15 protein-coding genes are annotated in these 12055 nt (G+C 64.0%); 12 read left to right on the top strand and 3 right to left on the bottom strand.

The genetic code is table 11. From position 1 onward, the window contains the following. Window positions 1–184: 184 nt before the first annotated feature. Window positions 185–748, bottom strand: a complete 564-nt coding sequence (locus ACTS2Z_RS06160) for a hypothetical protein (protein ID WP_442572341.1) — start codon at window positions 746–748, stop codon at window positions 185–187. A 144-nt stretch (window positions 749–892) separates the two neighbouring features. Between ACTS2Z_RS06160 and ispH the strand changes: the two genes are divergently transcribed. From ispH to ACTS2Z_RS06130, 6 genes are all read left to right on the top strand, one after another. Beyond that, complete coding sequence (gene ispH, locus ACTS2Z_RS06155; RefSeq protein ID WP_442572340.1) at window positions 893–1837, top strand: 4-hydroxy-3-methylbut-2-enyl diphosphate reductase; 945 nt, start codon at window positions 893–895, stop codon at window positions 1835–1837. Next, window positions 1837–2265, top strand: coding sequence for a DUF1801 domain-containing protein (locus ACTS2Z_RS06150; RefSeq protein ID WP_442572339.1), 429 nt, complete (start codon window positions 1837–1839; stop codon window positions 2263–2265). Before ispH ends, ACTS2Z_RS06150 begins: the two co-directional genes overlap by 1 nt. Before the next feature lie 100 nt (window positions 2266–2365). Then, window positions 2366–3619 (top strand): hypothetical protein, encoded by a 1254-nt coding sequence (locus ACTS2Z_RS06145; RefSeq protein WP_442572338.1) that lies wholly within the window; start codon window positions 2366–2368, stop codon window positions 3617–3619. Between the two features lie 116 nt (window positions 3620–3735). After that, window positions 3736–4197 (top strand): ribonuclease HI, encoded by a 462-nt coding sequence (gene rnhA, locus ACTS2Z_RS06140; RefSeq protein ID WP_442572337.1) that lies wholly within the window; start codon window positions 3736–3738, stop codon window positions 4195–4197. Between the two features lie 61 nt (window positions 4198–4258). Then, window positions 4259–5557: an adenylosuccinate lyase gene (gene purB, locus ACTS2Z_RS06135; protein WP_442572336.1), complete on the top strand. Its 1299-nt coding sequence runs from the start codon at window positions 4259–4261 to the stop codon at window positions 5555–5557. Between the two features lie 53 nt (window positions 5558–5610). Further along, the gene (locus ACTS2Z_RS06130; protein WP_442572335.1) at window positions 5611–6120 is read left to right on the top strand and encodes an MgtC/SapB family protein; all 510 of its coding nucleotides are present in this window, start codon (window positions 5611–5613) and stop codon (window positions 6118–6120) included. Here the strand turns inward: ACTS2Z_RS06130 and ACTS2Z_RS06125 are convergent. After that, the gene (locus ACTS2Z_RS06125; RefSeq protein ID WP_442572334.1) at window positions 6117–6437 is read right to left on the bottom strand and encodes a DUF1476 domain-containing protein; all 321 of its coding nucleotides are present in this window, start codon (window positions 6435–6437) and stop codon (window positions 6117–6119) included. The two genes, ACTS2Z_RS06130 and ACTS2Z_RS06125, sit on opposite strands and share 4 nt — an antisense overlap. 272 nt (window positions 6438–6709) lie before the next feature. Here ACTS2Z_RS06125 and purC point away from each other — a divergent pair, with 272 nt between their 5' ends. Continuing rightward, window positions 6710–7498: a phosphoribosylaminoimidazolesuccinocarboxamide synthase gene (purC, locus tag ACTS2Z_RS06120; RefSeq protein WP_442572342.1), complete on the top strand. Its 789-nt coding sequence runs from the start codon at window positions 6710–6712 to the stop codon at window positions 7496–7498. Beyond that, entirely contained in the window at window positions 7495–7737 is a 243-nt protein-coding gene (purS, locus tag ACTS2Z_RS06115; protein WP_188451709.1) for a phosphoribosylformylglycinamidine synthase subunit PurS, read from the top strand. The genes purC and purS overlap by 4 nt, the downstream gene beginning before the upstream one ends. 224 nt (window positions 7738–7961) lie before the next feature. Here purS and ACTS2Z_RS06110 read toward each other — a convergent pair whose 3' ends face one another. After that, window positions 7962–8345 carry a VOC family protein gene (locus tag ACTS2Z_RS06110; RefSeq protein WP_442572333.1) on the bottom strand — a complete coding sequence of 128 codons (384 nt, stop codon included), beginning with the start codon at window positions 8343–8345 and terminating at the stop codon, window positions 7962–7964. A 120-nt stretch (window positions 8346–8465) separates the two neighbouring features. Here ACTS2Z_RS06110 and ACTS2Z_RS06105 point away from each other — a divergent pair, with 120 nt between their 5' ends. The 4 genes from ACTS2Z_RS06105 (at window position 8466) to purL (ending at window position 11995) form a co-directional block, all read left to right on the top strand. Next, window positions 8466–8720 (top strand): type II toxin-antitoxin system ParD family antitoxin, encoded by a 255-nt coding sequence (locus tag ACTS2Z_RS06105; protein ID WP_442572332.1) that lies wholly within the window; start codon window positions 8466–8468, stop codon window positions 8718–8720. Next, window positions 8704–8925: a type II toxin-antitoxin system RelE/ParE family toxin gene (locus tag ACTS2Z_RS06100; protein ID WP_442572331.1), complete on the top strand. Its 222-nt coding sequence runs from the start codon at window positions 8704–8706 to the stop codon at window positions 8923–8925. The genes ACTS2Z_RS06105 and ACTS2Z_RS06100 overlap by 17 nt, the downstream gene beginning before the upstream one ends. 167 nt (window positions 8926–9092) lie before the next feature. After that, entirely contained in the window at window positions 9093–9758 is a 666-nt protein-coding gene (gene purQ, locus ACTS2Z_RS06095; RefSeq protein WP_442572330.1) for a phosphoribosylformylglycinamidine synthase subunit PurQ, read from the top strand. After that, a complete protein-coding gene (purL, locus tag ACTS2Z_RS06090) occupies window positions 9758–11995 on the top strand; it encodes a phosphoribosylformylglycinamidine synthase subunit PurL (RefSeq protein ID WP_442572329.1) in 2238 nt (745 codons plus the stop codon). Before purQ ends, purL begins: the two co-directional genes overlap by 1 nt. Window positions 11996–12055: the final 60 nt, after the last annotated feature.

Below are 12055 nucleotides of genomic sequence, written 5' to 3'. Positions count from 1 at the left end.
CGGCGGCTTGCCGGCCGCCTTCGCAGCCGCCAGCGCCCCGTTGCACTGGTAGGGCGCAAGGTCGGGCCGGTCGCTTTCCGATACGCGGCCAAGCCCGGCATCAAGGCCGGATGCGGCAAAGGCATCGCCCAGCAGGGCGCTGAGCTGATCGGCTAGTCGTGTCATGTCGGTCCAGAGGGGCTGATTATTCGATGGGAACGCGGAAACGCAGGCCCGAGCGGTTGAACTCCACCTGTTCCGGTGTCAGCTCGAACCCGACAATCACCTCGAAGTTCGAACCCGACGTATCCGCCCCGGCGCGCGGGATCAGAATGGTCGGGATTTCCTCCACGATCTCCACCCGGTTTGCCCCGGCCGGGAATGTGACGGTGATCGGGAAGACCTCGCGCGCGATCACGGCCCGGTCGGTTCGCGTCACGGCCACGAAATAGCGGTAGGTGTGCGTGCTGCCCTCGGCGGCAGCGCCGCGCCCGAAAGCAAACCGCACGGCCAGTTCCATGTCGATCGGCGAGGCATTGCGGTCGGTGTAGCTGCACCCGCCCGCGACATTGAGAATCTCGCCGGTAAAGCCCACATTGCGCAGGAGCTGCTCCTCGCCGCGGAATTCCACCAGGCGGTGGGCGTCGTAGAGCGAAAGCGCGCTCGGGCACGGGCCGGGATTGGCCTGCGGGCCGTCCAGCCGGTCACGGACACTCTGGCAGCCGGCAAGCAGGATGGCGGCGGCACATACAGCGGCGATGGAACGCATGGGATCTCCCGAATGCCAGTTCGTCGATATGCGTGAGAGGCGGGCCGTGCAGGTTGCGGGCGCGCCGGGCTCTGCTAAACCTCGTGTCTAAGCCGTGCATAGCGCGAGAGCAACGCTGTCGCGCCCCTGCCACTGAGGAAAACCGTGAGCACGTTGCCGCCCCTCCACATTCTCCTTGCTGCACCGCGCGGTTTTTGCGCCGGTGTGGACCGCGCCATCCAGATCGTGGAGAAGGCGCTGGAGCGCTACGGACCGCCCGTCTATGTGCGCCACGAGATCGTGCACAACAAGCATGTGGTGAACCGGCTCAAGGCCATGGGCGCGGTCTTCGTCAAGGAGCTGGACGAATGCCCGGACGACCGCCCGGTCGTGTTCTCCGCCCATGGCGTTCCCAAACGCGTGCCCGAGACGGCGAAGGCCCGCAACATGCTGTTCGTCGATGCCACCTGCCCGCTTGTCTCCAAGGTGCATGTCGAGGCCGCGCGCCATCACCGCAATGATCTGGAGATCGTGCTGATCGGCCATGCCGGCCACCCGGAAGTGATCGGCACGATGGGTCAGCTGCCTGAAGGCGCCATCCACCTCATCGAGACGGTGGAGGATGCGCAAGCCTTCACCCCGCGCGACCCGCAAAAGCTCGCCTACGTCACCCAGACCACGCTGTCGGTCGATGACACGGCGGCCATCGTCGAGGTCCTGCAGCAGCGCTTTCCGGCCATGGCCGCGCCGCACAAGGAAGATATCTGCTACGCCACGACCAACCGTCAGGAGGCAGTGAAGGCCCTCGCCCCGCGCTCGGACCTGGTGCTGGTGGTGGGCGCGCCCAACTCCTCCAACTCGGTGCGCCTTGTGGAAGTGGCCAAGCGCGCCGGCGCACCCGATGCCCGCCTTGTCCAGAACGCATCGGAGATGGACCGGGCCTGGCTCGATCATGTCGATGTGCTGGGCGTGAGCGCCGGGGCCTCCGCGCCGGAGGAACTCGTTGAGGACGTGCTGACGCAGCTCGCCGGTTTCCGCAAGCTGACCATTGAGGAAGTGCGCGTGGCGAGCGAGGATGTCGTCTTCAAACTGCCGCGCGAGGTGGCGTGATGAGCGAAAACAAGACGCAGGCCACACCCGTCTCCGTCGACGAATTTCTGGCCACGATAGAACCGGAACACAAGCGCGAGGAAGCCCGCCAGCTCACCGCCCTGTTTGCAAAGGTGACAGGGTTCGAGCCGGTCATGTGGGGCCCCTCCATCATCGGTTATGGGCGCTATCACTATGTCTATGAGAGCGGGCGCGAAGGCGATTTCCTCGCCACCGGGTTTTCGCCGCGCAAAGCCCAGCATTCCATCTACATATTGCCCGGCTATACCGATTTCGGACCGATCCTGGCCCGTCTCGGCAAGCACTCCAAAGGCAAGTCCTGCCTTTATGTCAAACGCCTGTCCGACATCGACATGGACGTGCTGGCCGAGCTGATCGCCGCCGGCCTGAAGGACCTCGACGCGAAATGGACCGTCCAACCGCGCTGAGGCGGGTAGGACAGCGTCATTCCTGAAATGCTCCCCGCCATGCTACGCTCCTGCAACCTGACGGCGCATCGGGGCCGTCGGCAGCAGGAGGAGCGATTCCATGGGCATGTTCTCGCTAATGGCCGCGTCATTGACGCTTGTGTCCACGACGCCTGACTGCCGGATCGGCCTGGCCTCTGACCTGATCGTGTCGCCTTTGAGCACGCCCGGCCACTACCACCCGGAAAGCCGGGTGGAGCCGGGTACGGTGACGCATTTCTTCACCAGCGGTTCACCGCAATGGGGGTTCGCGGCGGACGGCGATGGCATCGCCGCCCGCCCGGCCTCCGGCGGGGCCGACCTGTCCCGCCTGCACCTGCGCGCGATGCATCTGGGCTGTGATGTGGCGGCCAACCGGGCCGAGCTGGAAAGCCAGGCGCAGAGGCTGGAAACTCTGAAAACCAGTGAGGACTGGAGCCGCCTCGGCAGGGCCTATATCGCCATATTGCTCTATGAGATATACGCCGCGATTGACGCTGACGGCGGCGAGCGCGAGCGCCTTACCGCTGAGCTCGATACAATAGCCTATAATGACTACGAGGCGGGGTATTTCCGCGCACTGACATCTGTGTCGGATACTTACCCGAGGGCCCTAGCAGCCATCGAAGCGAGAGACTTGGAGGCCTACAGGACCCACCTGATAACTCTGGCAGAGAGCCATGACCGTATCGGACGCCAAAGCCCATACGATTACCAACCCTATCAGCGCCCCGGCGGAAACCTCCAGGACACCACCAGTCTAGGCGCCTACCCCTTGCATTTCGTTCGTATTGCCATCGTAAGGCTGAATGCGGCCCGGCTCAGAGTACTTGGAGAGGCCGAGTCTGGCGGCATGCCCTGGCATCTGGACGAAATCGCCATCTTCGACGATTTGTTTGAAGGCGACCTTCCACAGCCTCTTGCTGACGCCGCCGGTGACCTGGCAACGTTTGCGGAGTTCGCCCGCAGGTCCGGCAACCTGCCTGAACGCACTTCAGGCCGGTCCGTTTTTTCTACACTCATGTACGCGATCGGAGCGCAGGAAGGATACTGGGCACCGCCCTATCTGTATTCCCCCTATCTCTGGGCGCAGTATCAGCTCGCCGAGTTCGAAATGATCTCCGCCCTACATGACCTCCGCTACGATCCGGATGCCACCGAGGCCGAGATTGAAGCGGGCATCCTGCCTTTCAACCATAACGACTACACCTGCGCCGCCGAAGCCCGTTATGAGGCCGCGCGCGACGTGCTGGACGGACTGTTCGATCTCGAACCCATAACCCCCTCGCGCTGTGAACCGGTCGTTGCCGACCGGGTGCTGACCGGCATCGAGTAACTCCATCCGGCGGGCCGTGACAGCGTGCTTCTGGCCCTTGGCTGCGCATCGGGTTAAGCCTCTGCCGGGCTGCTTTCGGGATCGGCCCCAATAGGCGCATTCCAGAGAGCGAGACGTTGAGCACCCTCATCACCATCCATACCGACGGCGCGTGCTCGGGCAATCCGGGGCCCGGCGGCTGGGGCGCGCTTCTGGAATGGAAGGGCCATGAAAAGGAGCTCTTCGGCGGCGAGGCCGAGACCACCAATAACCGCATGGAGCTGATGGCGGCGATTCAGGCGCTCAACGCGCTCAAGCGCCCCTCCGATGTGCGCCTCGTTACCGACAGCGTCTATGTGCGCGACGGGGTGACGAAATGGATCCATGGCTGGAAGAGGAATGGCTGGAAGACAGCCGCCAAGAAGCCGGTGAAGAATGCCGAACTGTGGCAGGCCCTCGATGAAGCCGCCAGACGCCACCGCGTCGAATGGGTGTGGGTGAAGGGCCATAATGGCGATCCGGGCAATGAGCGCGCAGACGCCCTGGCCCGCGCTGGCATTGCGGCGTTGAGAGCGGATGCGGCAGACCCCGCCTCTTGACCTGTCGGCCCTCAGGGGCGACGAAGCGCGCTGTTTTCCACCGTCACCAAGAGGCGCGCCCATGATCCCCCGCTATACCCGGCCCGAAATGGAAGCGATCTGGAGCCCTGAGGCCCGCTACCGCATCTGGTTCGAGATCGAGGCGCACGCCACCGACAAGCTGGCTGAGCTGGGCGTTGTGCCCGCCTCTGCCGCCAAGGCGGTGTGGAAAGCCAAAGACATGGAGTTTGACGTCGCGCGCATCGACGCGATCGAGCGCGAGGTAAAGCACGATGTCATCGCCTTTCTGACGCATCTCTCCGAACTCGTTGGCGAGGAAGCGCGCTTCGTCCACCAGGGCCTGACTAGCTCCGACGTGCTCGACACCTGCCTTGCCGTGCAGCTTACCCGCGCGAGCGATCTTCTTCTGGCCGGCATGGACCGGGTGCTGGCGGCGCTGAAAAAGCGGGCATTCGAGCACAAGATGACGGTGTGTATCGGGCGCAGCCACGGCATCCATGCCGAACCCACCACGATGGGCCTGAAATTCGCGCGCTTTTATGCCGAATTCGCCCGCAACCGGGAACGGCTGGTGCGCGCCCGCGAGGAGGTGGCAACTTGTGCCATTTCCGGGGCGATCGGCACCTTCGCCAATGTCGACCCGGCAGTCGAAGCCCATGTCGCCGGCAAGCTGGGCCTTGCCGTGGAGCCGATCTCCACCCAGGTCATCCCGCGTGACCGGCATGCCAATTTCTTCGCCGTGCTGGGCCTGATCGCCTCGGCGATCGAGAACATTGCGGTCGAGGTGCGCCATCTCCAGCGCTCGGAAGTGCGCGAGGCGCAGGAATATTTCTCGCCGGGGCAGAAAGGCTCCTCGGCCATGCCGCACAAGCGCAATCCCATCCTGACCGAAAACCTGACCGGGCTTGCGCGCCTCGTCCGCTCGGCCGTCACGCCGGCGATGGAAAATGTCGCCCTCTGGCATGAGCGCGATATCTCGCACTCTTCGGTGGAGCGCGGCATTGGCCCGGACGCCACCGCGCATCTGGACTTTGCCCTGCACCGCACCGCCTCGATGATTGAAGGCCTGATCGTGCATGCGGACCGCTGCCGCGAGAATCTCGAAGCCCATGGCGGCATTCACAACTCCCAGCGCGTGCTTCTCGCCCTCACGCAGGCCGGCGCGAGCCGCGAGGATTCCTACCGCCTCGTCCAGCGCAATGGCCTGAAAACCTGGGATGAGGGCGGAAAGCTCGCCGATCACCTGAAAGCTGATGCGGACGTGACCGCCCTGCTCTCACCGGCGCAGATCGATGCCTGCTTTGACGAGGCCTATCATCTGAAACACGTCGACACGATCTTCGCGCGGGTCTTCGGGTAAATCCCATCCCGGAACACTCCTCCTCCCCGCCCGTTAGTCAGGGGGAGGAGCCCATGCCCGAATGGATGAATGATCCCGGTGCGCCGGGCACAGTGCTGGAAAGCGTGACGCGGCTGGGCCTCGCGGCGATAGCCGGGGCCTGTATCGGGCTGGAGCGCGAGCGGCCGCGCCGCCATGTGGGCCTGCGCACCAACATGCTGGTGGCTCTGGCCGCCTGCCTGTTCACCCTTCTGGCTTTCGAGATAGCGATGTCGGCGGGCGATGACGAGGGCGGCATCATGGCTGATCCGGTGCGCGCCATCGAGGCGGTCACCGCCGGTGTCGCCTTCATCGCCGCAGGCGCGATCATCCGCGCGGGGCGCAATACGCACGGGGTGACGACCGCCGCCGCACTCTGGCTGGCAGGGGCGGTCGGTGTTGCCTTCGGGGCGGGCGCGTTCGTGCTCGGCGGCGCGGCCGTGATCCTGGCCCTCATCGTGCTGGCGGCTTTCAAGCTGATCGAGCGCGATGTGCTGCGCAGCAAGCCGTCACACCGCGATGGCGGCGATCGCGGCTCTGACTAGCCTGCCTGCACTTGGGCGCGCGCCACATCGAGCAGGCGGGTCATCTCGTGGCGGAGCTCGACGTCAGAGACGGCAATGCCCTTGGCATCGAAATCCTTGCGGACCTTGCGGAACACATCCTCATCGCCAACTTCCTCGAAATCGGCGGCGATGACTTCCTTCGCGTAGGCGTCGGCTTCATCCCCGGACAGGCCCAGCTTCTCCGCCGCCCACAGGCCGAGCAGCTTGTTGCGGCGCGCACCGGCCTTGAACTCAAGCTCCTGCTCGCGCGCATAGCGGTTTTCGTGAGCCTTCTCGCGATCATCAAAGCCGGACATGGGTGATTTCCTGATCTGGTGGGACGGGGGAGTGTTTGATCCCATGGGTATCGCGCCGCGCCCGCTTTATCAATCGTTTGCAGCGCATTGCAGGCCAGTATTGCGGGCGCCTGCCCGAGCGCGTATCCTGAACATCAAAGGCGGCCCGTATTGACGGGCCGCTTCGCGTTTGACACGACACCGATTGACCCGCACTCAAGACTCGCGCGCATGAAGGGCCTCATGGCGCGCCTGCCAGTTTTCCTGTTGCCCAGCGGAGAGCGATGACCCCCATGTCACGCCGCAAGAAACTCTACGAAGGTAAAGCCAAGATCCTCTATGAGGGCCCGGAGCCGGGCACGATCATCCAGCACTTCAAGGATGATGCGACCGCCTTCAACGCCCAGAAGCGCGCGACGCTGGAGGGCAAGGGCGTCCTGAACAACCGGATCAGCGAGTTCATCATGGAACACCTGAACCGGATCGGCGTGCCGACCCATTTCATCCGCCGCCTGAACATGCGCGAGCAGCTGGTGCGCGAGGTGGAGATCATCCCGCTGGAAGTCGTGGTGCGCAATGTCGCCGCCGGCTCCATCTCCAAGCGCTTCAACATCCCCGAAGGCGAGCCGCTGCCGCGCGCCATCGTGGAGTTCTACTTCAAGGATGATGCGCTGGGCGATCCGCTGGTCTCCGAAGAGCACGTGACGGCCTTCAACTGGGCGAGCCCGCAGGAGATCGACGAGATCATCGCCCTGGCGCTGCGGGTGAATGATTTCGTCTCCGGCCTGTTTGCCGGTGCCGGCATCCGCCTGATCGACTTCAAGCTGGAGTTTGGCCGTCTCTACGACCAGAACGACATACCCCGCATCGTCCTTGCCGACGAGATCAGCCCCGATTGCTGCCGCCTGTGGGACATGACTACCAACGAGAAGATGGACAAGGACCGCTTCCGCCGCGATCTGGGCAATGTTACGGAGGCCTATGCCGAAGTCGCCCGCCGCCTCGGCATCATGCGCGAGATGGACAGCGCAAACGGCGCAGCGCCCGAGACCGAAGACAGCGAACAGGACCAGGCACGATGAAAGCGAAAATTCACGTCTATCTGAAACCCGGCGTGCTGGACCCGCAAGGGACCGCCGTTGCCAATTCGCTGAAAACGCTGGGCTTTGAAGAAGTGACCGGCGCGCGCCAGGGCAAGCTGATCGAGCTGGACCTGTCCAGCGTCGATGCCGAGGAAGCCAGCGAGCGCGTGAAGGCCATGTGCGACAAGCTGCTGACCAATCCGGTGATCGAGAATTACGACATCGAGCTGAGCGCGTAAGTCTTGAAGCACTCTAGATCACCCGCGCATGCAGGTGATCCATGTTTACCAATTAAAGCCCTTTCCCCTCGTCATGCCCGCGTGAGACCGGCATCCAGCGATCATGGGGCTCAGGCGGTGCATGTGGCTCTGGGTTCCCGCCTGCGCCTGTCCCCGCGTAGGCGGGGACGGGAACGACGAAGAGATGCCCAGTCTTCTTCGGATCAGACGCCTGTAAAGGCGGCCTAAAGCTCGACTGACTCCCACAATTCGATCTTCACCCCGTCCGGGTCCATGATCCAGGCGAAGCGGCCGTAGTCGTAGCTCTCCGGCTCACCGATCAGCTCGACGCCATGCGCCTTGATGCGCTCCAGAAGCGCGTCGAGATCATCGACCAGAAGATTGATCATGAAGGGCTGGGCAGAGGGCTGGAAATAATCCGTCCCGGCCTTGAAGCGGGCAAAGATGCTGCGCGCACCATCGCCAAAACGGGCCGCCGCCTCGCCATGGCTGAAGGTGATCCCGCCATACTGGTCGAGCTGCAATCCCAGCACGTCACGGTACCAGGCCATGCTGGCTTCCGGGTCCGCCGACTGGACGAACAGGCCCCCGATTCCCAGAACAGGCATGAGCGCTCTCCCTTGATCCCGCCTTCAGGCTAACACTGGAGCAGCGGCCCGGCGAGCTTGGCAATTTGCGCAATTTTTGGCAAAGTATGCCATCAACAGCTCATCCGAACGGAAATCGCCATGGCCACGATGAATATCTCCCTGCCCGATGCCCTGAAATCGGTCGTTGATGCGCAGGTCGGCTCCGGCCAGTACGCCAGCGCCAGCGACTATGTCCGCGACCTGATCCGCCGCGATGACGAGAACCGGCGCAAGCGCGCAGAATTCGACAGGCTGATCCAGGAAGGCATCGATAGCGGCATCAGCGACAAGACCTTTGAGGAGATCAGGGAAGAGGCCTTCCAGCGCGCAAGAGCCAATGGCGCGCCGGATTGAGTTTTCTGCCGCTGCTGAAGCGGACCTCGATGCTATCGCGTATTACGGCGCGATGGAGTTCGGATTGAGCGCAGCGCGCCAATACGTACGTGCGCTTGAAGACGGGTTGAAACTGCTCGTCACCTTCCCGGATGCGGCGCCGGCTATCGCCGCAACCGATGAAGGTCTGCGGCTTCGTTCCGTCAAATCCCACAGATTTGTCTAAAAGGTTCAGCCCGACGGCAGCGTTCTCATCCTTCGCATCCTGCACGCCCGCCAGCTTCCCCCCGAACTGGGCTGACCGGCCACGGTCTGCGGCAAAGGTGCAACGCTGACCGCTTTGCCGCACGGCCCTCTCGCCTTGGCGTGAATCCCCTGCTAAAGCCTCGCGCCATGAAGACCGCTGTCATTGTATTCCCCGGCTCCAATTGCGACCGCGATGCGGCCGAGGCTTTGCGTCTGGTTACGGGGCAGGCCCCGGCCATGATCTGGCACCAGGAAACCAGCCTTCCGGACGGGCTTGATCTCGTCATGGTTCCAGGCGGTTTCTCCTATGGCGACTATCTGCGCTCCGGCGCGATTGCAGCCCGCTCGCCGATCACCCGCGATCTGGTAAAGCGCGCTGAAGACGGCCTGCCGGTCCTTGGGGTCTGCAACGGCTTCCAGATCCTCATCGAGACGGGGCTGCTGCCCGGCGCGCTGATGCGCAATGCCGGCCTTCTCTTCGTGTGCGAGCGCACGCCTTTGCAGATCGAGACCGCCAATTCGCGCTTTACCCGCGCCTATGGCGAGACCCGCGAAGTTACCTTCCCCGTCGCGCACCATGACGGCAATTACTTTGCCAACGCCGAGACGCTGGACCGGCTGGAAGGCGAAGGCCAGGTGGCCTTCCGCTACCTCAACAATCCCAATGGTTCGATCCGTGACATTGCGGGCATCACCAATGCAGCAGGAAACGTGCTGGGCATGATGCCCCACCCCGAGCGGGCGGTGGACCCGGTGCATGGCGGCACCGATGGCCTCGGCGTGTTTGAAAGCCTTCTGGGAGGTCAGGCCTGATGACCGATATTTCCCCCAAATACGCCCCCGGCATCACCGAAGAGATCGCGCTGGAGCACGTCACGGCTGACGAGTACGAGACGATCCTGCGTGTGCTGGGCCGCGCCCCCAACATGGTGGAGCTCGGCATTTTCTCGGTCATGTGGTCGGAGCACTGCTCCTACAAGTCGAGCCGGGTCCATCTGAAGAAATTCCCGACCACCGGCGCCCGCGTGGTCTATGGCCCCGGCGAGAATGCCGGTGTGATCGACATTGATGATGGCGATGTCGCCGTTTTCAAGATGGAGAGCCACAACCACCCCTCCTATATCGAGCCCTATCAGGGCGCGGCGACGGGTGTGGGCGGAATTCTGCGCGACGTCTTCACCATGGGCGCGCGCCCCGTGGCGCTGATGAACGCGCTGCGCTTCGGTGCACCGGACCACCCCAAGACCCGCCAGCTCGTCTCCGGCGTGGTCGCGGGCATTGGCGGCTATGGCAATTGCGTCGGCGTGCCGACCGTTGGCGGCGAGACCAATTTCGACAAGGGCTATAACGGCAATATCCTGGTCAATGCCATGGCAGTGGGCCTCGCCAAGCGTGAAGGCATCTTCACCGCTGCCGCCAAGGAAGCTGGCTTCCCGGTGCTCTATGTGGGCGCGAAGACGGGCCGCGACGGTATTCACGGCGCAACGATGGCGTCGGCAGAATTCGGCGAAGGCAGCGAAGAAAAGCGCCCGACCGTGCAGGTGGGCGATCCCTTCACCGAGAAGAAGCTGATCGAAGCGTGCCTCGAACTGATGGCAGAGGACGCGATCAGCTCCATCCAGGACATGGGCGCGGCCGGACTCACCTCGTCGTCAGTCGAGATGGCCTCACGCGGCGGGCTCGGCATCGAGCTCGATCTCGATCATGTGCCGCAGCGCGAAACCGGCATGACCGCCTACGAGATGATGCTCTCCGAATCGCAGGAGCGCATGCTGATGATCCTCAAGCCCGGTGCGGAGCCGATTGCCGAGCGCATCTTCCGCAAATGGGATCTCGACGTCGCCACCATCGGCCGCACGACCGATACCGGCCGCATGGTGCTCAAACACCAGGGCGAGGTGGTCTGCGATCTGCCGCTGGACCCGATTGGCGAAGAGGCCCCGGCCTATACCCGTCCCTGGTTCGAGCCGGAAGCGCGCGCCAGCATTGATCCGCGCACCATGAAGGGGCCGGAGCATCTGGGCGAAGCGCTGCTGACCCTGATGGGTAGCCCCGACATGGCGTCAAAGCGCTGGATCTGGGGCCAGTACGACCGTCACGTCATGGCCGACACCATGGCCAGCTCTGAAGACCCGGCTGACGCGGCCTTGGTGCGCGTGCACGGGTCGAACAAGGCACTTGCCATCACGACAGACTGCACGCCGCGCTATTGCTATGCCGACCCGTTCGAGGGCGGCAAGCAGGCCGTGGCCGAGACTTGGCGCAATCTGACGGCCGTGGGCGCAGACCCGATCGCCATCACCGACTGTCTCAATTTTGGCAATCCCGAACGCCCGGAAATCATGGGCCAGTTTGTGGGCTGCGTCGAAGGCATGTCGGAAGCCTGCCGCGTGCTCTCCTTCCCCGTCGTGTCGGGCAATGTCTCGCTCTATAACGAGACCGATGGCAAGGCGATCCCGCCCACCCCGGCGGTTGGCGGCGTGGGCCTGCTGCCCGACCTCTCCAGGCGGGCAGGCTTTGGCGGCATGAAGGAGGGCGATGTCGTCCTCCTCATCGGCGAGACGCGCGGAGAACTCGGCGCGTCTCTCTACATGCGCCATATCGAGGAGAAGGAGGACGGCGCGCCGCCCCATGTCGACCTCGCAGCCGGGAAGCGCAATGGCGATTTCGTCCGCGCGGAGATCCGCGCCGGGCGCGCCCGCGTGGTGCACGACATTTCCGATGGCGGGCTGGCAAGCGCCGCCGCCGACATGGCCCTTGCCTCCGGCGTGGGCGTGAAGCTCGCCTATAACGGCGCCCTGCCCGCCTTTGCCTGGATGTTCGGCGAGGATCAGGCCCGCTACCTGATCGCTGCTGACGCCGCGACGGCGGAAACCATTCGACAGAATGCCATCGCCGCCAACGTGCCGGTCAGCGTTGCCGGTATTGCCGGTGGGCGCGCCATCTCGATCAATGGCGGCCATGCGCTCGATCTCATCCGCCTGAAACAGGCCTATGAGAACTGGCTACCCTCCCTGATGCGGGCCGAGCCCGCACGAGCCGCCGAATAGGCAAAAAAAGAGCCGGACTCCGAGTTTCGGGTGTCCGGCTCAACATCACTGGCCCGGGCG

Origin of the sequence: Glycocaulis sp. (genome assembly GCF_052168375.1) — a bacterium.
Taxonomy (GTDB): Bacteria; Pseudomonadota; Alphaproteobacteria; order Caulobacterales; family Maricaulaceae; genus Glycocaulis.
Note: the sequence above shows the minus strand (reverse complement) of the source record. Positions and strands in the feature narration are given on the sequence as shown.

Bases quoted from the DNA above. Each gene is read 5' to 3' on its own strand.
- purL (WP_442572329.1), top strand. From the start codon at position 9,758: ATGACCGATATTTCCCCCAAATACGCCCCCGGCATCACCGAAGAGATC.
- ACTS2Z_RS06125 (WP_442572334.1), bottom strand. From the start codon at position 6,437: ATGTCCGGCTTTGATGATCGCGAGAAGGCTCACGAAAACCGCTATGCG.
- purB (WP_442572336.1), top strand. From the start codon at position 4,259: ATGATCCCCCGCTATACCCGGCCCGAAATGGAAGCGATCTGGAGCCCT.
- ACTS2Z_RS06100 (WP_442572331.1), top strand. From the start codon at position 8,704: ATGGCGCGCCGGATTGAGTTTTCTGCCGCTGCTGAAGCGGACCTCGAT.
- ACTS2Z_RS06160 (WP_442572341.1), bottom strand. From the start codon at position 748: ATGCGTTCCATCGCCGCTGTATGTGCCGCCGCCATCCTGCTTGCCGGC.
- purC (WP_442572342.1), top strand. From the start codon at position 6,710: ATGTCACGCCGCAAGAAACTCTACGAAGGTAAAGCCAAGATCCTCTAT.
- purQ (WP_442572330.1), top strand. From the start codon at position 9,093: ATGAAGACCGCTGTCATTGTATTCCCCGGCTCCAATTGCGACCGCGAT.
- ACTS2Z_RS06110 (WP_442572333.1), bottom strand. From the start codon at position 8,345: ATGCCTGTTCTGGGAATCGGGGGCCTGTTCGTCCAGTCGGCGGACCCG.
- ACTS2Z_RS06150 (WP_442572339.1), top strand. From the start codon at position 1,837: ATGAGCGAAAACAAGACGCAGGCCACACCCGTCTCCGTCGACGAATTT.
- ACTS2Z_RS06145 (WP_442572338.1), top strand. From the start codon at position 2,366: ATGGGCATGTTCTCGCTAATGGCCGCGTCATTGACGCTTGTGTCCACG.
- ACTS2Z_RS06105 (WP_442572332.1), top strand. From the start codon at position 8,466: ATGGCCACGATGAATATCTCCCTGCCCGATGCCCTGAAATCGGTCGTT.
- purS (WP_188451709.1), top strand. From the start codon at position 7,495: ATGAAAGCGAAAATTCACGTCTATCTGAAACCCGGCGTGCTGGACCCG.
- ACTS2Z_RS06130 (WP_442572335.1), top strand. From the start codon at position 5,611: ATGCCCGAATGGATGAATGATCCCGGTGCGCCGGGCACAGTGCTGGAA.